The sequence below is a fragment of the Immundisolibacter sp. genome (assembly GCF_050250495.1).
GTDB lineage: Bacteria > Pseudomonadota > Gammaproteobacteria > Immundisolibacterales > Immundisolibacteraceae > Immundisolibacter.
Genome location: NZ_JBFWOM010000002.1, coordinates 248,445 through 267,157, shown reverse-complemented (window position 1 = coordinate 267,157; position 18,713 = coordinate 248,445). Strand labels below are relative to the sequence as shown.

Here is an 18,713-nt window from a genome sequence, read left to right as displayed (position 1 = left end):
GCGGCGGGGTTGGTTTGGTGGTGGGCTGCGCGTTCGGTTGCGGCAGCCCCCTCAGCCGCCCTCGTGCTCGCGCATCATCTGCTCGAGCTCGCGCCGCAGCAGGGCGGGTTCGCCCAGGTTCACCTCTATCAGATGGCGCAGTGCACTCATGCTGTCGAGGTCGATGCCGGTGCACTGCCAGCCGAGCGCGTGGGCATCCTGGTGGCGCAGCATGCCCACCATCTGAATGGTGTCGCCGTCGTCCAGGCGAAACGTCAGCGTGCAGCGCTCGCCGATCTCGCCTTCCCAGCCACGCGGACGGCTCACCAGAGCGCCTGCCAGAGAAAGATCAATCGCCTGACAGGCCCAGTTGCGTCCCCGGCTCGCGAACTCCGCGTGCACGTGCAGGCTGATGCGGGTGTAGCGGCGACGCTCGATCATGTGGGTGGACTCCAGCACGGTGAGAACTCCGGCAAGTCAGGCACGACGCAGCAGCACGCGCAGGGCGCCGCTGCCGCCGTCACGCGGGCCGGCGCTGCGTAGCGCGAGCACCGCGGGATGCCCCTTTAACGACGCGATCGCGAGTGGCTTGAGCACCGGCAGGTCGCCCACCGCGCGCCCGCCCTTGCCGTGGATGACGCGCACGCGCTCGCAGCCGGCCGCGAGGCAGTCGGCAATGAAGCGTTGCAAGGCCGGCGCGGCCTGCGCGGCGGTGAGGCCGTGCAGGTCGAGCTCGGCCTCGGGCTCGAACCGCTCGCCATCAAGGCGGCGCAGCAACCGGTTCGGCACGCCCGGCAGCGCCATGCGCACCGTCGCGTGGGCGTCGATCAGCGGCAGTTCGGCGGGCGTGGGTGCTGGTGCTGACGGCGGGGCAGGGCGGCGGCGCGAAGGCGGGGTAGATGGCCGCGGGGGTTGGCCTGTTTGGCGCGTCGGCCGCAGCGGCTGCACTGGCCCGACGGCGGCGCGGAACTCGGCGCCGGGGTCGTCTGCCGGCGGCGCAGCCTGGGGCGGCGCCGCGGCGAGTTGAAAAAGGGCAGGGACGCCCTTTTTCAACGACTGCCTACGCTTCGAGCCCATCGAGGTAACGCTCGGCGTCGAGCGCCGCCATGCAGCCAGAACCAGCAGACGTGATGGCCTGCCGGTACACGTGGTCCGCGACGTCGCCGGCGGCGAACACACCGGGCACGCTGGTGGCGGTGGCGTTGCCGTCGCTGCCGCCGCGCACGGTCAGATACCCGCCGCGCATTTCGAGCTGGCCGGCAAAGATGTCCGTGTTCGGGCTGTGGCCGATGGCGATGAACACGCCGCTGACGGCAACATCCCGCGCGCCGCTGCCGTCGGTGGCGGCAAGCCGCACGCCGGTGACGCCGCTGTCGTCGCCCAACACTTCGTCCAGCGTGTGGTTCCAGGCGAGTTCCACCTTGCCCTCGGCGGCGCGCTGCATCAGACGGTCGATGAGAATCTTCTCGGCGCGCAGGCGGTCGCGGCGGTGCACCAGCGTCACCTTGCTCGCGATGTTGGTGAGGTAAAGCGCTTCCTCCACCGCCGTGTTGCCGCCGCCGATCACGGCGACCTCCTGCCCGCGGTAGAAAAACCCGTCGCAGGTGGCGCAAGCCGACACGCCGCGGCCCTTGAAGGCGTCCTCGGACGGCAGACCCAGATACCGCGCCGACGCGCCGGTGGCGACGATCAGCGCATCGCAGGTGTAACTGCCGCTGTCGCCGTGCAGCACGAACGGCCGCCGGCCAAGCTCCACCCGACCGATGTGGTCGAACACGATCTCGGTGCCGAAGCGCTCGGCGTGGCGCTGCATGCGCGCCATCAGTTCCGGGCCCTGCACGCCGGCATCATCCCCGGGCCAGTTGTCAACGTCGGTGGTCGTCATCAGCTGACCGCCCTGGGCGATGCCCGTGATGAGCACCGGCTTCAGGTTGGCGCGGGCCGCGTACACGGCGGCGGTGTAACCGGCGGGACCGGAGCCCAGGATCAGCAAACGGCAGTGGCGGGGGGCGGCGTCGGTCATGTCGGCGTTCGGCTAGGTTGGGAGGGCGCGATTATCCCGCGCTGCGCCGCCCGCCCGAAACCGGCCCGTTCCGCCCCGGGCAAAGCCGGGCCGCCTGATAAAATCGAGGCCACCCCCTTCTGCCCCTGGTCCGCGCATGGCCCGTGCCCGTCGTCAGCAACTGCCGCCCGAACCCAAGCGCTGGCGCCTGCCGGCCGGTCTGCGCGAAACGGTGGTGCTGCTGCTGCTGGCGAGCGCGGCCTTTTTGCTGCTGGCGCTGCTGAGCTTCGACGCCCGCGACCCGAGCTGGAGCCACAGCGGCGAAGGGCCGCGCATCCACAACGCCGGCGGCCGCATCGGCGCCAACTGGGCCGGCCTGCTGTATTACTTCTTCGGCTACCCGGCGGTGCTGATTCCGCTGCTGCTGCTGTGGTTCGCCTGGCGCGTGCACCGCGCCGGTGACGCGGGCGTGCCGATTCGCGCCCGCGGCGTGGTGTTCCGCCTGCTGGGCCTGCTGCTGGCCATGGTCTGCGGCGCCGCGCTGGCGCAGATCTATTTGCCGCACGGCGCGCTGCCCAACGGCCCCGGCGGTGGGCTTGGCCTTGAACTCGGCAAGGTGGCGGCCGGCAGCCTCAACACGGCCGGCGCCACGCTGTTCCTGCTCGCGGCCGGCCTGTCCGGCATCACCTGGGTGACCGGGGTGTCGTGGCTGAAGCTCACGGAAGTGCTCGGCGTGGCCGTGGTGGGCGGCGTGGCAGTGGCCGGTCGGGGCCTTCGCACCTATGCGGACGCCGTGGCCGGCAAGCGCGCGCGCGAGGACCGGCGCGAGTCGGTCGACCGCCACCGCGTGAAGGACGCGGCGCGCCCGCCGCCGCGCATCGAGCCCGTGCTGCGGCCGGTCGAGATCGTCGACCGCGTGGAGGCCGAGCGGCAGGTGGAGCTGTTTGAGCCGGCGCCGAACATCGCCCCCACGCTGCCGCCGCTGAGTCTGCTGGACGACAGCGAGACCAAGGTGGTGGGACTGTCGGCCGAGGCGCTGCAGGCGCTCTCCCGGCGGCTGGAACTGAAGCTCGAAGAATTCGGCATCGAGGCGCGCGTGGTGGAGGTGCACCCGGGCCCCGTGGTAACCCGCTTCGAGCTCGATCTGGCGGCCGGCGTGAAGGTGAGTCAGGTCACGGGGCTCGCCAAGGATCTTGCCCGCTCGCTGTCGGTGATCAGCGTGCGCGTGGTCGAGGTCATCCCCGGCAAGTCCACCATCGGCATCGAGATTCCCAACGAGCAGCGCGAGCTGATCCGCTTCGCGCAGACGCTGCGCTCGCGCGCCTACGACGATTCCAGCTCGCCGCTCACGCTGGCGCTCGGCAAGGATATCCAGGGCATCGCCACGGTGGCGGATCTGGCCAAGATGCCGCACCTGCTGGTGTCCGGCACCACCGGCTCCGGCAAGTCGGTGGCGGTCAACGCCATGGTGCTGAGCCTGCTGTTCAAGGCGACGCCGGACGACGTGCGCCTGATCATGATCGACCCCAAGATGCTGGAGCTGTCGGTCTACGAGGGCATCCCGCACCTGCTGTGCCCGGTCGTGACCGACATGAACGACGCGCACAACGCGCTGCGCTGGTCGGTGGCCGAGATGGAGCGCCGCTACAAGCGCATGGCGGCGCTGGGCGTGCGCAACATCGCCGGCTACAACCGCAAGGTGCGCGACGCGGCCGACGCCGGCACGCCGATTCCAGACCCGATCACGCCGGCCACCGAGGACGGCGAGCCCATCCACTGCGAGCCGCTGCCGTACCTGGTCGTCATCGTCGACGAGTTCGCCGACATGATGATGGTGGTCGGCAAGAAGGTGGAGCAGCTCATCGCGCGCCTGGCGCAGAAGGCGCGCGCCGCCGGTGTGCACCTCATCCTCGCCACGCAGCGGCCGTCGGTGGACGTGATCACCGGTCTTATCAAGGCCAACATCCCGGCGCGCATCGCGTTCCAGGTGTCGTCCAAGATCGACTCGCGCACCATCCTCGACCAGATGGGCGCCGAGGCCCTGCTCGGCCACGGCGACATGCTGTACCTGCCGCCCGGCACCTCCATCCCGACCCGCGTGCACGGCGCCTTCGTGTCGGATGAAGAAGTCCACCGCGTGGTGGCGCATCTGAAATCCACCGGCCGGCCGGACTACCGCGAGGAGATCCTGCGCGGCGACTTCGGCGACGACGGCGGCGAGGCCGGCGGCGCGCCGTTCGCCACCGGCGAGCCCGGCGAGGGCACGGACGAGCTGTACGACAAGGCGGTGTTCCTGGTCACCAGCAGCCGCCGGGCGTCAGTGTCGGCGGTGCAGCGGCATTTGCGGATTGGCTACAACCGCGCCGCGCGCCTGGTCGAGGACATGGAGCGCGCCGGCATCGTCGGGCCGCTGCGGTCCAACGGCCAGCGCGAGGTGCTGGCCGAAGCCCCGCCCGGAGGCTGAGTCATGCGTGCGCTGATCGCCCTCGTTCTCGTGCTGCTGGCCGGCCCGCTCGCGGCGGCCGGCGTGGACGCGCTGGAACGCTTCTATGCCGACACGCGCACGCTCGCCGGGCGCTTCACGCAGACGGTGCGCGACGGGAGCGGCACCGTCACCGAGGAAAGCCGCGGCACGTTCGCCATCGAGCGGCCGGGCCGCTTTCGCTGGGATTACGAGACGCCGTACGAACAAACCATCGTCGCCGACGGCCGCGAGCTGTGGGTGTACGAGCCCGACCTCGACCAGGCCACCGTGCGGCCGATCGACGAGCAGACCGCCGACGCGCCGGGCCTGCTGCTGTCGGGCGCGCGTTTTCCGAGCGAGCTGTTCGACGTGAGCACTGGCAAGGACGGCTGGCTCACGCTGACGCCACGCCGCAAGGACAGCGGCCTTGGCGACGTGCGCCTGCAACTGGCCGACGGCAGCGTGCGCACGCTGGAGCTGGCGGATGGCCTTGGCCAGACCACGCGCATCGAGTTCGAGGACACCCAGCGCAACGGCCCGATCCCGGCCGCGCGCTTTCACTTCACGCCGCCGGCCGGCATCGACGTGATCCGCGGCCTGCCGCAAGCGTCCGGGCGATAGGACATGCTGAAAGATTCCATTCATGGAATTTTTCAGCTCGCTGCCGCGCGGTACAGGCCCGCGCTGCGCTCCCTGAATCCAGGGTCTAGGCCCTGGATTCAGTCCGGGGCATCCTGCCCCGGACGGGCGCCGTCGAGTTAATCGGCACTTCGCCAGGCGCGCACATGGCCGACGACCTGTTCGACTCCGCCCCCGCCGCCGGCCGGCCGCTCGCCGATCGCCTGCGCCCGCGCACGCTGGACGAGGTGCTCGGCCAGCAGCATTTACTCGCGCCCGGCAAGCCGCTGCGCGTCGCGATAGAAGCCGACCTGCCGCGCTCGATGATCTTCTGGGGCCCGCCCGGCACCGGCAAGACCACGCTCGCGCGCGTGCTGGCCGCGCAGACGCGGGCCGAGTTCATCACCCTGTCGGCGGTGCTCGCCGGCATCAAGGAAATCCGCGAGGCGGTCGAGCGCGCCCGCCACGCCGTCGCCGCCGGGCGGCGGGCGATCCTGTTCGTGGACGAGGTGCACCGCTGGAACCGCGCCCAGCAGGACGCGCTGCTGCCGCACGTGGAGGACGGCACGGTCACGCTGATCGGCGCCACCACCGAGAACCCGTCGTTCGAGCTCAACAACGCGCTGCTGTCCCGCGCGCGGGTGTACGTGCTGCGCCCGCTCACCGAGGCCGACATGCTCGGCCTGATCGAGCGCGCGCTCACCGACAGCGAGCGGGGGTTGGGCTCGCTCAAGCTCAGCTTCCCGCCGGAACTGCGCACCACGCTCGCCGCCATGGCCGACGGCGACGCGCGCCGCCTGCTGGGCCTGCTGGAGCTGGCCGCCGACATTGCGCCGGACGGCGTCATCGACGAGGCGGTGCTCAGGGAACTCGCCGGCGAGAGCTGGCGGCGCTTCGACAAGGGCGGCGAGGCGTTCTACGACCAGATCTCGGCGCTGCACAAGGCGGTGCGTGGCTCGGCACCGGACGCCGCGCTGTACTGGCTGGCGCGCATGCTGGACGGCGGCTGCGAGCCGCTGTACCTCGCCCGGCGCGTGCTGCGCATGGCCAGCGAGGACGTGGGCCTCGCCGACCCGCGCGCGCTCACGCTGGCGCTCGACGCCTGCGACACCTACGAGCGCCTCGGCTCGCCGGAGGGGGAACTCGCCATCGCCGAGGTCGTGACGTATCTCGCCTGCGCGCCCAAGAGCAACGCCGTCTATACCGCGTTTGCAGAAGCGATGGCGGACGCGCGCCGGTTCGGCTCCCTGCCGCCGCCGCTGCACATCCGAAACGCGCCGACCAAACTCATGAAGCAACTCGGCTACGGCAAGGGCTACCGCTACGCGCACGACGAGGCGGGTGCTTACGCCGCAGGCGAGCGCTACTTCCCGGACGACATGCCGGATCGGCGCTACTACCAGCCGAGCGGGCGCGGCCTGGAACGACGCCTTGCCGAGCACCTGGCGGAGCTGCGCGCGCGCGACCGCGAGGCCGGCGAGCAGTGAATGGCGCGGTGCTCGCGGCGGTCGCCATCGGCGGGGCACTTGGCTCGGTGGCGCGGTATCTCGCCGTCAACGGCATGGCGGCGTGGCTCGGCCGGGCGTTTCCCTACGGCACGCTTGCCGTCAACGTGGTGGGCTCGTTCCTGATGGGCGTGGCCCTCGCGCTGCTGGTGCAGCGCGGCTGGCTTGGCGAGCCGTGGCGGGCCGGGCTCATGGCGGGCGTGCTCGGCGGCTTCACCACGTTTTCCGCCTTTGCCGGCGAGACGCTGGTGCTGGCCCAGCAGCGCCCGGCCGCGGCCGTACTCAACATCGGCCTGCACGTGGCGCTGTGTCTTGCCGCCGTGTGGGCTGGTGCGCGCGTGGCGGGATGAGGGTTGGGTGGGCCGTGCCATTGGTAAGAAGCGTCACTTGTCTCCGAGGCGGTGCCCACGCGGGTTCGATGACTTTCGGGAGGAAACACTCGATGACGCATTTTCTCTCCCCGAGGGCACGCGTCGCTTTGCCCACCCTATGTCTCGCTGGAGATTTAGACTGATGTTTACCCGCTTGCGACTCAAGAATTTCAAAGCGTGGCGCGATACTGGCGACTTGGCGCTCAAGCCCGTGACCATGCTGCTAGGCACCAATTCGTCAGGCAAATCCTCTTTGATCCAGAGCCTGCTGCTGCTCAAGCAGACCGTGCAGTCGCCCGATCGCACGGTGCACCTGAATCTGGGTGGGGATGAGGTCAACGACCTTTTCAATTTCGGCAGCTTTGACGACTTGCTGAATCAATCAGCCGACTCGCTTCGACAATTCACGATTGCTTTCGATTTTGAGCGCGCTGAGCCCGAGCGAATCAAAGAAGGCAAATTCGAGTGCAGCTACGGCCAGACTTCATCCGGCAGTGTGGTCGTGCAGACCCTGAAACTGCAGACGGATAAACGACTCTTTCAGGCCGTGCGCCGTGAAAAGGGCGCGTTTTCTATCCTGGTGGACGAAGAATCGCAGCCGCGCATGAAGGGCCGGGATTGCGCGCCGGAGCGTTCGATCGCGCTCTCTGCCGATGTCATTGCACGGCTGGACAAGGACGGGCCACTGGCCGAGGACTTGAGCCTCGCCATCCGCCGCGAGCTGGAGAGCATCAGCTATCTGGGGCCACTGCGCCGCAAGCCGGAACGCGATTATCCGTGGAACAAGACCAAGCCCGGCGACGTGGGCAGCGACGGCCGTGCCGCCATCGATGCACTGCTGGCCAGTGCGTTGCTGAAAGGCGAGGAGCAGAACGTCGTGGTGGAGGGTGTCTCCAAATGGCTCAAGCGCATGAAGGTGGCCGAAAGGCTGGAGGTGCGCCAGCAGGGGCGATCAAACCGCTATGAATTGGTGATCCACCGTGATGGCGTGGCCTGCAACCTGCGCGACGTGGGCATTGGCGTGTCGCAGGTACTGCCGGTACTGGTGGTGGCCTACTTTGCGCCCAAGGGCAGCACGATCATCCTGGAAGAACCTGAGATTCACCTGCATCCACTGGCCCAATCGGTACTCGCCGAATTGTTCGTCGAGGTTAGTCGACAGCGCCGGGTGCAGTTTGTCGTGGAGACGCACTCGGAACATCTGTTCCGGCGCATGCAGACCCTGGTGGCCAGGCAGAAAGTGTCCACGGATAATGTGGCGCTCTATTTCGTCGAGCGCGAGGGCACGTCGGCTCACCTTCGGACGCTGGCGCTGGACGACTTTGGTCGCCTTCCCGACTGGCCGCCCGGATTCTTCGGCGACGCCATGGGTGAGACGCGCGAGCAGGCGCGCCTGATGTTCGAGCGCCAGAAAAAGAGTGCGCCGTGAAGGCGCGTTACGTGGTGGACACCAATGTCCTGATCGCCGCCAGCGCGGCGGACCCGATTCACCCGAAGGATATTGACGCGACCCCGGCAGACCCCGGTTTGCGCAAGGTGATCTGGGAGTGGCTGTACGCCTTCGAGCAAGGCCCGTCGCGGATGGTGCTGGATTTGGGCGGTCGCATTTACGACGAATACATCAACAATCGAAATCTTGACTTCAATGCCTACGGCATTCAGGTCGTCATGCACAAATGGAGCACGGCGGCGGTGGACGGAGTAGAGGTTGTCTACGACAACGATGGTCATGGTGTCTTGCCGGCAACGCTCGCTTCTGTTGTCCATGATCTTGCAGACCGAAAAATGGTAGCGGCGGCGTTGGCTGCGCATGAAGCTTTTGGGGAGGGTTGCATTGCCTTTGCCGGCGATACCGATTGGCATGATTGGGAACGCGCACTGGCCGCGCATCAGGTGCAACTGGAGCCAATCATCGAGGCTTGGTCACGGCAGAAACATGCCGAAAAACGGCATCGTTGAACGGGCGACATGACCGACTTCTTCCGCTTTCCCCACACCCCGCACCTGGCGTGGCTCGGCCCGGGCGTGCCGCGCGACGACAAGGTGCTCGCGCCGGCCGAGGCACAGGCGCTGCTGGCGGGTGAAGTGGTGGTGGAGGAGAAGCTCGACGGCGCAAACCTGGGGCTATCGCTGGCGCCGGATGGCAGGCTGCGCGCCCAGAACCGCGGGCAGTATCTGTACGAACCCCATGCCGGCCAGTTCGCGCGGCTGCCGGCCTGGCTGGCGCAGCACGAGGCCAGCCTGCGCGAGGTGCTGATGCCGGAGCTGATCCTGTTCGGCGAATGGTGTGCCTATACCCACAGCATTCCCTACACCGCGTTGCCGGACTGGTTCATCGGCTTCGACGTCTATGATCGGGCCAGCCAACGCTTCTGGAGCCTGGCGCGGCGCAACGCGTTGTTGCAGCGGAGCGGCATCCCGGCGGTGCCCGAAGTCGCGCAAGGCCGGCTGACGCTGGCGACGGTGAAGCGGCTGCTTGAAGAAACGCCATCGGCCTGCGGTGCGCCGCGCGTCGAAGGCTTAGTGCTGCGCCGCGACGTCGGGGACTGGTGTGCGGCGCGGGCCAAGCTGGTGCGCGCCGATTTCGTCCAGGCGATCGACACCCACTGGAGCCGCCGCGCGCCGGCGCACAACCGGCTGGCGGCGCATCCGGCATGAGCGGTCTCTCGCCGATCCTGCTCGCCAAGCGAGCAGTAGGGTGGGCAAAGGCCGCAAGGCCGTGCCCACGCGGGTTCGATGAATCTCGCTAGCTAACGCGCGATGACGCATTTACTCTCCGAGTGGGCACGCTTCGCTTCGCCCACCTAACGCTCGCTGCAACCTTGCCGAAAATCCGATTTATACCAAGGCGCCTGCGTGAAAATGTCGCCTTACTTCTGGCTCAGAAACTCCTCCGCCTCAATGCATGCCTGTTTGAGAATCGCCCGCAACGTCCCTTCCGGCATGTCGCCGGGATGGTTGGGAATGGTGGTGTAGCGGTGGGTGGCAGGATTGAACCAGATTTCGTGGCTACCGGCTGCCTGGCGGTCGAACTCGAATCCCAGCGTTTTTAGCCGCTTAACAATCTCGCGGTAGCGAAAGCCTGCGAGCCGCCCCATTTAACCGCTGACCACCAGCGGATAGTCAAAAGAGTCTCCTGTTTCTCGAAGCTCGGGTGGGTCGTGACGTTCGACCTGTGCCTCAAGCAGTTTCTTGGCAACGTCGCGGGCAATCTCCAGGGTTTCGATAACAGTGCGGCCCTGGGCTACCAAGCCTGGAATGTCGTCCGATGTCGCCAGATAGACGCCTTCCGGCAAATGCTCGATGTGCAAATTGACGATCTGTTCCATACATTTCCGTAGGGTGTCGTTGGCGCTTCGCTTCAGCAAAAAATATAGCATTGGCGAGCCGCCCGATCGCCTGGGCCGCACAGCCCGCTATGGCAAGCCCGCCGTAGGGCGGACCGCGATCCGCCTTCCACGTGATCTCTTGGTTGCAGTTGATAACACGTCACTCAGGCGTCTGACGCGCCCGCTACCTCATCCCGCAGTACGCGCTTGAGCACCTTGCCGGAGGGGTTGCGCGGCAGCGCGCCGCGCAGCACGAAGCGGTCCGGCACCTTAAAGGCGGCGAGGCGCGCGCGGCAGTGCGCGCGCAGCGTGTCCTCGGCCAGGCGCGCGCCGTCGCGCAGCACCACCAGCGCCACCGGCCGCTCGCCCCAGCGCGCGTCGGGCACGCCGATGACGGCGCACTCGGCGACCTCGGGCAGCTCGTGGATGACGCGCTCGACTTCCGACGAGGCGATGTTCTCGCCGCCGGAAATGATCATGTCCTTGCGCCGGTCGGTGAGGTACAGAAAGCCGTCTGCGTCCACGTGGCCGACGTCGCCGGTGCGGAAAAAGCCGTCGGCGAAAAAGCTCTCGGCGTTCTTCTGCGGCGCGTTCCAGTAGCCCGGCATCACCTTCGGGCCGCGCAGGCACACCTCGCCGTCGCTGCCGGGCGGCAGGTCGGCGCCGTTCTCATCGCGGATGCGCAGCTCCACGTGCGCCGTGGCGCGGCCGGTGGAGCCGATCTTGGCGATCTCCCAGCCGGCTTCCATGATCGTGTCGCCGCCGCAGGTTTCGGTCAGCCCGTAGCCGTCCACGTAGCGCGCGCCGGTGAAGTACTCCGAGAACGCGCGGATGCGCGACTCGGGCGTCTTCTCACCGCCGCCGACGCACCAGCGCAGGCTGGAGACGTCGTAGCGATCGCGGCCCTCCAGCGCCAGCACGCGGCCGGTCATCACGGGCGCCATCCAGGAGCAGTTGAGGCGCTCGGCGGCGATGGCGGCCACGGTCGCCTCGGGGTCGAACTCGCGGTGCACGTACAGCAGGCCGCCCTGCCACAGCACGTTGATGCCCGGCAGGTCCATGCCGCCGACGTGGTACAGCGGCCCGACGACGTTGGCGCGGCTTTCCGGCGTGATGCCGAGCGCCAGCACGTGGTCCATGTTCTTCCAGTAGAAGTTGGCGTAGGTGTGCTGCACGCCCTTCGGGTGCGCGGTGGTGCCGGAGGTGTACATGAGGCGCATCAAATCCTGCGGCCCGCGCACCACGCCGGGCGGCGCTTCTTCCGTGCCGAGAACGCGCGGGTCGCGCTGCGCGTCGCGGCCGAACACCAGCACCGCGTCGGTGCCGCCGACGCTGCCGGTGAGTTCCTCGTCCACGCACAGCAGGCGCGTGTTCGAGTCACCGACGATGTAGGCCACCTCCGCCTGCGACAGGCGGAAGTTGATGGGCAGCAGCACGGCGCCCAGATACGACGTGGCGAACGCGATGTCGAGGTAGGCCGCGCTGTTTTTCATCAGCACCGCCACCACGTCGCCGGCGCCGACGCCGCGTGCCGCGAACAGCGCCGCCAGCGCGCGCAGCCGCTGAGCCAGTTCCCCGTACGTGATGCGCGCGCCCTCGTACAGCACCGCCTCGCGCTGCGGGCTGACGCGGGCGTGGTAGTCGATGAAGGCGCTCAGGTTGACCATCGGCTGTACCTCCTCAATACCCCCGCGGCAGCCCCAGATCGTGCGTCGCGATGAAGTTCAGCACCATCTCCTCGGCCACCGGCGCGAACTTGAACAGCCGCGCGTCGCGCCACAGGCGCTCCAGGTGCGACTCGCGCGCGTAGCCCATGCCGCCGAGCGTCTGCATGGCGTGCTCGATGGCGGACATGGCCGCCTGGGCGGCGATCAGCTTGGCGGTGTTGGCTTCCGATCCGTACTGGCGGCCCTGGTCGCACAGCCAGGCGGCCTTGAGGTTCATCAGGCGCGCCGTCTGCAACTGCGCGTGTGCCTGCGCCAGCGGGAACTGCACGCCCTGGTAGGCGCCGATCGGCGTACCGCGGAACACCTTGCGCACCTGCGCGTACTCCACGGCCTGGCGGATGGCCATGTCGCCGGCGCCGATCAGCGCCGCGGTGGTCACGATGCGCTCGGTGTTCAGCACCTCCAGCAGCTCGAACCAGCCGCCGTGCAGCGTGCCGACGAGTTCATGCGGCTCGATGCGCACGTCGTCAAAAAACACGCTGCACGAGGACAGCGTGTTGGTGCCGAGCTTCTCGATCAGCGCAAACGACAGCCCCGGCCGGTCGATGTCGATCATGAACATCGTCAGCCCTTCGGTGCGGCGGGCGACCTCCTCCACCTTTTTGGTGCGCGCCACCACCAGCATCTTGTGGCCTTCCTTGACGCCGGTGATCCAGATCTTCTGGCCCGACAGCCGCCAGCCGTCGCCGTCGGCGCGCGCGAAGCTGCGCAGCTCCAGCGTGTTCGAGCCGGCGTCGGGCTCCGTGAGCGCCATGCAGAAGTTCATGCGCCCCGCGGTCAGCGCCGGCAGCATCTCGGCCTGCTGGCGTTCACTGCCGAAGCGCGACAGCGACACGCCGCCGAAGATGGGGTTGATCATGAACAACTGCCCCAGCGTGGCGCCGCCGCCGGTGGCCGCCAGATGCTCCACGATCAGCGCCATCTCCTGCATGCCAAGGCCGCTGCCGCCGTGCGATTCCGACAGCGCCACGCCGCACAGGCCCGCATCACAGATGGCCTGCCACAGTTCCTGCGGGAAGGCCTTGGCGCGGTCCTTCTCCAGCCAGTAATCCGGGCCGAAGTCGGCGCCGACGCGGTCGGCGGTGTCGCAGATCATGCGCTGCTCGTCGGTGAGGTCGAAATTCACGGTGCGCCTTCTCGATAAAAGCGAAAGGGGAGATTTACAGCAGCACGCGACGCGGATCTTCCAGCGCGGCGTGCAAGCGAGTGAGGTAGGCCGCCACGTCGGCCGCCGACCAGGCGGCGGCATCGGCGCGCAGCGACAGTGTCATGCCGCCATCGGTCACGCTGCCGAGCCCAAGCGCGAGTTCGCAGCCAATCGGTCGGGCCGGCGCCCACACGCGCAGCGGGCCGCGCCCGGCACTGGCGAACCGCAGCGTCGCGTGCGGCGCTGCGGACACGGCGGCCTGCATGGCCGAGCGCCACGCGGTATAGCCCTGCGCCGCCAGCGCGGCCAGCACCGGCGCGCCGTCGCCGGCGGCGCACAGCGCCTGCGGGCGCAGCGCCGGCAACACCCGCGCGGCGAGATAAAGCGCCAGGCTGCCGATGCCGCCCTGACCGGCCGACAGCCGGGCGCGCCACTCCAGCAGCGCCACGGCGGGCACGTCGGCGAGCAGAAAGTGTTCAGCCGCCGCCGCGGCGAGGCCGCCGGCAGCCGCCGCCGGGGGCGTGGCGACTAGTTGCGGCGCCGCGGATTGCGGCACGTCCGCCGCGCGGATGCGCCCGCCGGGGCCGCTGCCCGCGATGCCGGCGAGCGGCACGTCGCGCTCGTGTGCCAGGCGCCGCGCGTACGGCGTGGCAACGATGCGTCCGCCGGGCGTCGCCGGCGTCGCGGTCGGTTTGGGCGAGGCTGGCTCGGCCGCTTGGGCGTCGGCGGCAGCAGAGGGCGACGGCATCGCCGGCGCCGGCTGCGCGTCGGTCGCGCCTGCCGGAGCGCTCGCGGAAGCCATCTGCCCGTCCACCAGTTCCCACTGCGCCAGCGCCGCGCCCACCGGCACCGTCCGCCCGGCCTCGACGAGTACCGCCGTGAGCCGCCCGGCGGCTGGCGCTTCCACCTCGTTGGCGATCTTGTCGGTTTCGATCACCACCAGCACGTCGCCGGCGGCAAACGGTTCGCCCGGCGCGCGGCGCCACTCGGCGACCTGCCCTTCGGTCATGGTCAGCCCGAGCTTGGGCATGGCGAGCGTCTGCGACATGCGCGCCTACTCGCCGCGGAACTGCGCCGGGCGCTTTTCCAGAAACGCGCGGCAGCCCTCGTGCGCGTCGGCGCTGTCGAGCACCAGGCTGATCACCGCCTGCTCGTGCGCCAGCGCCGCCGGCAGCGGCATGTCGGCGCCGTGCAGCAGGTTGCGCTTGAGCAGCTTCAGCGTCAGCGGCGACTTGGCGGCGATGCGCGCGGCGAGCGCCAGCGCCTCGTCCATCAGTTGCGCGGCTGGCACCACGCGGTTCGCCAATCCCAATCCCACAGCCGTTGCGGCGTCGATGCGGTCGCCGGTGAACATCAGCTCGCGCGCCCGGCAGGCCGGAATCTGCCGCAGTAGACGCTGGCTGCCGCCGGCACCGGGGAACAGGCCAAGGTTGATCTCCGGCAGCGCAAGCTGGGCGCTGTCCGCCAGCAGGCGGATGTCCGTGCACAGCAGCAGTTCCGTGCCGCCGCCGAGTGCGAAGCCGTTCACCGCCGCGATGGTCGGCTTGTCGCAGGTCTCCACGCGCCGGAACAGGCGATGGATCACCTCCGCGAACTGCTGGTAGTGCGCCAGACCCTGCCGGGAGTCGAGATCGGCAATGTCGCCGCCGGCCACGAAGGCCCGCTCGCCGGCGCCGGTGATGACGATCACGTGCACCGCGGGGTCCGCCTCCAGTGCGCCGAAGGCCTGCTCGAAGGCGTGCATGGTCGGCACGTCGAGCGCGTTCAGCACGCGTGGGCGGTTGATGGTGAGCACGGCGACGGCGCCGTGCAGTTCGGTCAGGATCGGGGCGTCCGACATGGGGTGTCCTCGGGGTGGATCAAGCCAGCACGCGTTCGGCGGCGGCGATCAGATCGCCGCTCTGCGGCCGGTATTCGGTTTCGAGCGAGGGCGCGAACGGCACCGGCATGAACGGCGCGCCGACGCGCAGGATGGGCGCGTCGAGTTCGTCGAAGCCGATCTCGCCCATGCGCGCGGCGATCTCCGCCCCCGGGCCGTAGGCCGTGACCGCCTCGTGGAACACCACCAGGCGATGCGTGCGGGCGAGCGACGCCAGCACCGCGGCCTCGTCCCAGGGCTGGAGCGAGCGCAGGTCGATCACCTCGGCCTCGATACCGCGCTCGGCGAGTTGCTGCGCGGCGGTGAGCGCCTCGTGCAGCGCCGCGCCCCAGGTGACGATGGTCAAGTCCCGCCCCGGCCGGGCCACGGCCGCGCGGCCGATCGGCACCGCCGCCGGCGGCGCGGCGATCTCGCCGCTGCGTGCGTACAGCGCCTTGTGCTCGATGAAGATCACCGGGTCGGGGTCGTCGATGGCGCTGCGCAGCAGGCCATAGGCATCGGCCACCGTGGCCGGGCAGACCACTTTCAGCCCCGGCACGTGCGCCAGCCAGCCCTCCAGGCACTGCGAGTGCTGCGGCCCGGCCGCCAGCCCGCCGCCGTGCGGCGTGCGCAGCACCATCGGCACGCTGGTCTGCCCGCCGAACATGAAGCGCGCCTTGGCCGCCTGGTTCACCAGCGCGTCCATGCCGAGCGTGATGAAGTCCATGAACATGATCTCGACCACGGGCTTCAGGCCCCCCATGGCCGCGCCGACCGCCGCCGACAGCAGCGTCGCCTCGCTGATCGGCGTGTCGCGCACGCGAAGTGGGCCGAAGGCGTCCAGCAGGCCGCGTGTGACGCCAAAGCTGCCGCCGGCGATGGCGATGTCCTCACCGAACACCACCACGTTCGGGTCGGCGGTCATGGCGTCGTTCAGGGCCTGGCCGATGGCCTTGCCGTAGCGCAGTTCAGGCATCGTCAGGCGCCCTGGGTATAAACGTCGGCCGCTGCGGCGGCGAACTGCGGATGCGCGCCGCTGCGCGCAGTCTCGACGGCGGCGGCAAGTTCCTGCTCGACCTCGGCGTCGATCGCGTCGATGGCCGCGGCCGTCACGCGCGCCGCGCGCAGGCGCTGCCGGCCGGCGTCGAGCGGGTCGGTGAGTTCCCGCGTGCCGGCGCGGTAGCGCTGCGGGTCGCCTTCGTAGTGGCCGCGCACGCGGTCGGTGATGCACTCCAGCATGCGCGGGCCGTCGCCGGCTGTCTGCGACCGCAGGCGCGTGGCGGCGTCCAGCACCCCCAGCACGTCGTTGCCGTCCACCTGCTCGCCGCCGATGCCGAACGTGGCCGCAAGATCGAGCGGCTTGGCGGCGAACTGCCGCTCGGCCGGCGAGAACTCCGACCAGCCGTTGTTCTCGCACACGAACAGCAGCGGCAGCCGCCACAGCGCGGCGATGTTGAGCGACTCGTGCAGCACGCCCTCGGCAAGCGCGCCGTCACCAAAAAACGCCACCGCCACGCCGCCCGTGCCGCGCACCTGGTGCGCGAGCGCGCTGCCAACGGCGAGCGGAATGCCGGCGCCGACGATGCCGTTCGCGCCCAGCATGCCGATCCGCATGTCCGCCACGTGCATGGAGCCGCCGCGGCCACGGCACAGGCCCGTGTCGCGGCCCATGATCTCCGCGAACAGACCCGCAAGATCCACGCCGCGCGCCAGACAATGCCCATGGCCGCGGTGATTGGAGGCGATGGTGTCGGCCGGTTGCAGTGCGGCCATCACGCCGGCCGCGACCGCCTCCTGACCGATGCTGAGGTGAATGAACCCCGGCACTTCGCCGGCCGCGAACAGCTCCGACAGGCGCTGCTCGGCGCTGCGGATGCGGCGCATGGTGCGGTAAAGATCGAGCCGCGCGGCGCGATCGGCGGTGGGTGATTTTCCTGGCGCGGTCGGCCTTCGCGCGGGTGAGCCTGAAGGCGCCCGAGACCCACGTCGAACCACAAGCTCACTCCCTGGCTTTGCTGACCCGCGGCGGGTGCGCGCGGGGCGCACATGGTAACTGGCGCGCCGGGCAAATCCGGTCAGGGCCACGAGGCCGGCCGCCAGTCGCAGCGGCCCCGCCGACGCGCTGCATCGAGCCGGCATTCATGCCAGGCGTAGTGCGCATCCGGCGGACACGACCCGGTTGGGTCGGAATCTATCGCGTGCAGTCCGCGCTGCGATACGAAGTGCGTCACGCGCGTCACCTGCTCGCCACGGGCGTGGCAGGTGACGAGTTGGCCGACACCCTGCCGATGCCGCGTCAGCCCATAGCCGAACGGCAACATATCAACCGTGCCCACCGCTGTGTAACCGCCATCTCGGCGGGAGAGAAACAGCTCCAGGCTACACAGCTTGTTGCCGCAGCTATCCGAGGTGGCGAGCGCGAGGTCGGCACGGCCGTCGTAGTCGAAATCCCGCTCGATGCGCAGCAGCGATTCGGCCTCAGCAAGCGCCGCCGCGACCACGGTCGCGACCGGATCGTGAACGATGGACGTCGGGGCAGCGGTGCCGATCGAGCTCACCACCAGCCAAGCCGGCAATGCCCACAAGACCGAGCGAAGCCCCATCACACGCCGCCCGGTGCGCGCGGCCCGGCGCCATCGGCCGACGCGGGCGGGGGGGCGAAACCGGCCGCGATGTAGATCCCCGCCCAGCCGGCGGCGGTGGCGGCGAGCAGTTCCAGTCCTGCCCCGATCGGTACCGCCATGCAAGCCGCTACGACCAGGCCGATGCCGAACGCGGTAGCGGCGACCAGCCGTCGGTGCGCGGGCGCCACCAAGGCCGCACCGAGCACCACCGAGAACGCCGCAAGGCCGGCGCAGAGCACGAACACGGCACGCGTGGCGGCGGGGTGCCAGTCAGCCGTGCAGTGTCCGGACACCACAAGCGCCGGTGGACAGAAGCTATCGAGCGTCGACAGCAGCAACAGGCCCAGCACGAACACCGCCTGCCAGGCGAGCACCGCCGCCGGGACCACGCCCGCCCAGCGCAGATAGCGGATCGCCACCCAAAGACGAGTCGCCGGCTTCATGCCGGATCGCCGGCCAGGCAATGGGCAAGATCGGTCAGCCCCTGCAGCGCCGCCAGCTCGGCCGCCGTCCGACCCGCAAAGCCGGGCGCTCCGGTTCCGCGGAGGCATCGATTTGCGCCCGCCGAGGTGAGCGCCCTGGCCACCGCGTCGTGGCCGTTGACCACCGCCAGCATCAAGGCCGACAGGCCGTACTTGGCGGTAATGTCGAGCGCGGCGCCGGCCGCGACCAGCGCCTGCACCGCGGCCAGATGACCGTGCCGGGCGGCCAGCATCAGAGCCGACTGCCCGTGCCGGTCGAGTCGATCCACCACGGCCCCCTGCGCCAGCAGGGCGCGCAGGGCGTCGGCATCCCCCGACCGGGCGGCGTGGTGCCACTGCATAGTCATGTGCCCTCCAAGGCGCGCGGCAGCCGTGGACGCACGGCGCCATCGAATCAGCGGCGAGCGAACACGCTCACGCCAACCGCAACGCACAGTCCGTAGACCGCCGCGAAACACCATTCCGCGGGCCCGGAATGACCGAGCGACTCAATGCCGGTCGCGGCCTCGAATCGGCCCCACAGCGGCCAAGCCAGCAGCGTCGCCACCAGTGCAATCGGCAGCGCGCCAACCGCGATACCGATCAGACGACGGATCAGGCGCATGGC

Annotated in this window: 22 protein-coding genes; 7 read left to right on the top strand and 15 right to left on the bottom strand. The window is 69.5% G+C overall.

The window, feature by feature from the left end:
• Window positions 1–51: 51 nt before the first annotated feature.
• The 3 genes from AB7F93_RS03240 to trxB all read right to left on the bottom strand — a co-directional run bounded on the left by AB7F93_RS03240 (window position 52) and on the right by trxB (window position 2,002).
• Window positions 52–438, bottom strand: a complete 387-nt coding sequence (locus tag AB7F93_RS03240) for a PilZ domain-containing protein (RefSeq protein WP_428301448.1) — start codon at window positions 436–438, stop codon at window positions 52–54.
• A gap of 18 nt (window positions 439–456) precedes the next feature.
• The gene (locus tag AB7F93_RS03235) at window positions 457–783 is read right to left on the bottom strand and encodes a Smr/MutS family protein (RefSeq protein WP_428301447.1); all 327 of its coding nucleotides are present in this window, start codon (window positions 781–783) and stop codon (window positions 457–459) included.
• 256 nt (window positions 784–1,039) lie between these two features.
• Window positions 1,040–2,002, bottom strand: coding sequence for a thioredoxin-disulfide reductase (gene trxB, locus AB7F93_RS03230; RefSeq protein WP_428301446.1), 963 nt, complete (start codon window positions 2,000–2,002; stop codon window positions 1,040–1,042).
• A 136-nt stretch (window positions 2,003–2,138) separates the two neighbouring features.
• On the opposite strand from trxB, the gene AB7F93_RS03225 reads away from it, so the two are divergent.
• The 7 genes from AB7F93_RS03225 (at window position 2,139) to AB7F93_RS03195 (ending at window position 9,597) form a co-directional block, all read left to right on the top strand.
• On the top strand, window positions 2,139–4,445 hold the full coding sequence (locus tag AB7F93_RS03225) for a DNA translocase FtsK (RefSeq protein WP_428301445.1): 2,307 nt from the start codon (window positions 2,139–2,141) through the stop codon (window positions 4,443–4,445).
• A 3-nt stretch (window positions 4,446–4,448) separates the two neighbouring features.
• Complete coding sequence (lolA, locus tag AB7F93_RS03220; RefSeq protein ID WP_428301444.1) at window positions 4,449–5,066, top strand: outer membrane lipoprotein chaperone LolA; 618 nt, start codon at window positions 4,449–4,451, stop codon at window positions 5,064–5,066.
• Between the two features lie 164 nt (window positions 5,067–5,230).
• The gene (locus AB7F93_RS03215; protein WP_428301443.1) at window positions 5,231–6,550 is read left to right on the top strand and encodes a replication-associated recombination protein A; all 1,320 of its coding nucleotides are present in this window, start codon (window positions 5,231–5,233) and stop codon (window positions 6,548–6,550) included.
• Window positions 6,547–6,918, top strand: coding sequence for a fluoride efflux transporter CrcB (gene crcB / locus AB7F93_RS03210; protein WP_428301442.1), 372 nt, complete (start codon window positions 6,547–6,549; stop codon window positions 6,916–6,918). The genes AB7F93_RS03215 and crcB overlap by 4 nt, the downstream gene beginning before the upstream one ends.
• A 163-nt stretch (window positions 6,919–7,081) precedes the next feature.
• A complete protein-coding gene (locus AB7F93_RS03205) occupies window positions 7,082–8,368 on the top strand; it encodes an AAA family ATPase (RefSeq protein WP_428301441.1) in 1,287 nt (428 codons plus the stop codon).
• The gene (locus AB7F93_RS03200; RefSeq protein WP_428301440.1) at window positions 8,365–8,898 is read left to right on the top strand and encodes a hypothetical protein; all 534 of its coding nucleotides are present in this window, start codon (window positions 8,365–8,367) and stop codon (window positions 8,896–8,898) included. The genes AB7F93_RS03205 and AB7F93_RS03200 overlap by 4 nt, the downstream gene beginning before the upstream one ends.
• A gap of 9 nt (window positions 8,899–8,907) precedes the next feature.
• Entirely contained in the window at window positions 8,908–9,597 is a 690-nt protein-coding gene (locus AB7F93_RS03195; RefSeq protein ID WP_428301439.1) for an RNA ligase family protein, read from the top strand.
• 212 nt (window positions 9,598–9,809) lie between these two features.
• On the opposite strand, the gene AB7F93_RS03190 is transcribed toward AB7F93_RS03195, so the two are convergent.
• From AB7F93_RS03190 to AB7F93_RS03135, 12 genes are all read right to left on the bottom strand, one after another.
• Window positions 9,810–10,037 carry a type II toxin-antitoxin system HicA family toxin gene (locus tag AB7F93_RS03190; RefSeq protein ID WP_428301438.1) on the bottom strand — a complete coding sequence of 76 codons (228 nt, stop codon included), beginning with the start codon at window positions 10,035–10,037 and terminating at the stop codon, window positions 9,810–9,812.
• Window positions 10,038–10,268: a type II toxin-antitoxin system HicB family antitoxin gene (locus AB7F93_RS03185; RefSeq protein ID WP_428301437.1), complete on the bottom strand. Its 231-nt coding sequence runs from the start codon at window positions 10,266–10,268 to the stop codon at window positions 10,038–10,040. It lies immediately after the preceding gene.
• Window positions 10,269–10,432: 164 nt separating this feature from the next.
• Window positions 10,433–11,935: an AMP-binding protein gene (locus AB7F93_RS03180; protein ID WP_428301436.1), complete on the bottom strand. Its 1,503-nt coding sequence runs from the start codon at window positions 11,933–11,935 to the stop codon at window positions 10,433–10,435.
• Between the two features lie 13 nt (window positions 11,936–11,948).
• On the bottom strand, window positions 11,949–13,121 hold the full coding sequence (locus AB7F93_RS03175) for an acyl-CoA dehydrogenase family protein (RefSeq protein ID WP_428301435.1): 1,173 nt from the start codon (window positions 13,119–13,121) through the stop codon (window positions 11,949–11,951).
• 34 nt (window positions 13,122–13,155) lie between these two features.
• Complete coding sequence (locus tag AB7F93_RS03170) at window positions 13,156–14,190, bottom strand: biotin/lipoyl-containing protein (protein WP_428301434.1); 1,035 nt, start codon at window positions 14,188–14,190, stop codon at window positions 13,156–13,158.
• A 6-nt stretch (window positions 14,191–14,196) separates the two neighbouring features.
• Window positions 14,197–14,982, bottom strand: coding sequence for an enoyl-CoA hydratase/isomerase family protein (locus tag AB7F93_RS03165; RefSeq protein WP_428301433.1), 786 nt, complete (start codon window positions 14,980–14,982; stop codon window positions 14,197–14,199).
• A gap of 19 nt (window positions 14,983–15,001) precedes the next feature.
• Window positions 15,002–15,976: an alpha-ketoacid dehydrogenase subunit beta gene (locus tag AB7F93_RS03160; RefSeq protein WP_428301432.1), complete on the bottom strand. Its 975-nt coding sequence runs from the start codon at window positions 15,974–15,976 to the stop codon at window positions 15,002–15,004.
• Window positions 15,977–15,978: 2 nt separating this feature from the next.
• Window positions 15,979–16,884, bottom strand: a complete 906-nt coding sequence (locus AB7F93_RS03155; protein ID WP_428301431.1) for a thiamine pyrophosphate-dependent dehydrogenase E1 component subunit alpha — start codon at window positions 16,882–16,884, stop codon at window positions 15,979–15,981.
• A 191-nt stretch (window positions 16,885–17,075) separates the two neighbouring features.
• Window positions 17,076–17,558, bottom strand: a complete 483-nt coding sequence (locus AB7F93_RS03150; protein WP_428301430.1) for a hypothetical protein — start codon at window positions 17,556–17,558, stop codon at window positions 17,076–17,078.
• Window positions 17,559–17,602: 44 nt separating this feature from the next.
• Window positions 17,603–18,067, bottom strand: coding sequence for a hypothetical protein (locus tag AB7F93_RS03145; protein WP_428301429.1), 465 nt, complete (start codon window positions 18,065–18,067; stop codon window positions 17,603–17,605).
• On the bottom strand, window positions 18,064–18,447 hold the full coding sequence (locus AB7F93_RS03140) for an ankyrin repeat domain-containing protein (RefSeq protein WP_428301428.1): 384 nt from the start codon (window positions 18,445–18,447) through the stop codon (window positions 18,064–18,066). Before AB7F93_RS03140 ends, AB7F93_RS03145 begins: the two co-directional genes overlap by 4 nt.
• A gap of 53 nt (window positions 18,448–18,500) precedes the next feature.
• A complete protein-coding gene (locus tag AB7F93_RS03135; protein ID WP_428301427.1) occupies window positions 18,501–18,710 on the bottom strand; it encodes a hypothetical protein in 210 nt (69 codons plus the stop codon).
• Window positions 18,711–18,713: the final 3 nt, after the last annotated feature.

Coding starts and splice junctions, on each gene's coding strand:
- AB7F93_RS03160 (WP_428301432.1), bottom strand. CDS start 15,976: ATGCCTGAACTGCGCTACGGCAAGGCCATCGGCCAGGCCCTGAACGAC.
- AB7F93_RS03165 (WP_428301433.1), bottom strand. CDS start 14,982: ATGTCGGACGCCCCGATCCTGACCGAACTGCACGGCGCCGTCGCCGTG.
- trxB (WP_428301446.1), bottom strand. CDS start 2,002: ATGACCGACGCCGCCCCCCGCCACTGCCGTTTGCTGATCCTGGGCTCC.
- AB7F93_RS03135 (WP_428301427.1), bottom strand. CDS start 18,710: ATGCGCCTGATCCGTCGTCTGATCGGTATCGCGGTTGGCGCGCTGCCG.
- AB7F93_RS03185 (WP_428301437.1), bottom strand. CDS start 10,268: ATGGAACAGATCGTCAATTTGCACATCGAGCATTTGCCGGAAGGCGTC.
- AB7F93_RS03170 (WP_428301434.1), bottom strand. CDS start 14,190: ATGTCGCAGACGCTCGCCATGCCCAAGCTCGGGCTGACCATGACCGAA.
- AB7F93_RS03225 (WP_428301445.1), top strand. CDS start 2,139: ATGGCCCGTGCCCGTCGTCAGCAACTGCCGCCCGAACCCAAGCGCTGG.
- AB7F93_RS03155 (WP_428301431.1), bottom strand. CDS start 16,884: ATGCGCCGCATCCGCAGCGCCGAGCAGCGCCTGTCGGAGCTGTTCGCG.
- AB7F93_RS03195 (WP_428301439.1), top strand. CDS start 8,908: ATGACCGACTTCTTCCGCTTTCCCCACACCCCGCACCTGGCGTGGCTC.
- AB7F93_RS03145 (WP_428301429.1), bottom strand. CDS start 18,067: ATGAAGCCGGCGACTCGTCTTTGGGTGGCGATCCGCTATCTGCGCTGG.
- AB7F93_RS03180 (WP_428301436.1), bottom strand. CDS start 11,935: ATGGTCAACCTGAGCGCCTTCATCGACTACCACGCCCGCGTCAGCCCG.
- AB7F93_RS03205 (WP_428301441.1), top strand. CDS start 7,082: ATGTTTACCCGCTTGCGACTCAAGAATTTCAAAGCGTGGCGCGATACT.
- AB7F93_RS03235 (WP_428301447.1), bottom strand. CDS start 783: ATGGCGCTGCCGGGCGTGCCGAACCGGTTGCTGCGCCGCCTTGATGGC.
- AB7F93_RS03190 (WP_428301438.1), bottom strand. CDS start 10,037: ATGGGGCGGCTCGCAGGCTTTCGCTACCGCGAGATTGTTAAGCGGCTA.
- AB7F93_RS03215 (WP_428301443.1), top strand. CDS start 5,231: ATGGCCGACGACCTGTTCGACTCCGCCCCCGCCGCCGGCCGGCCGCTC.
- AB7F93_RS03140 (WP_428301428.1), bottom strand. CDS start 18,447: ATGCAGTGGCACCACGCCGCCCGGTCGGGGGATGCCGACGCCCTGCGC.
- lolA (WP_428301444.1), top strand. CDS start 4,449: ATGCGTGCGCTGATCGCCCTCGTTCTCGTGCTGCTGGCCGGCCCGCTC.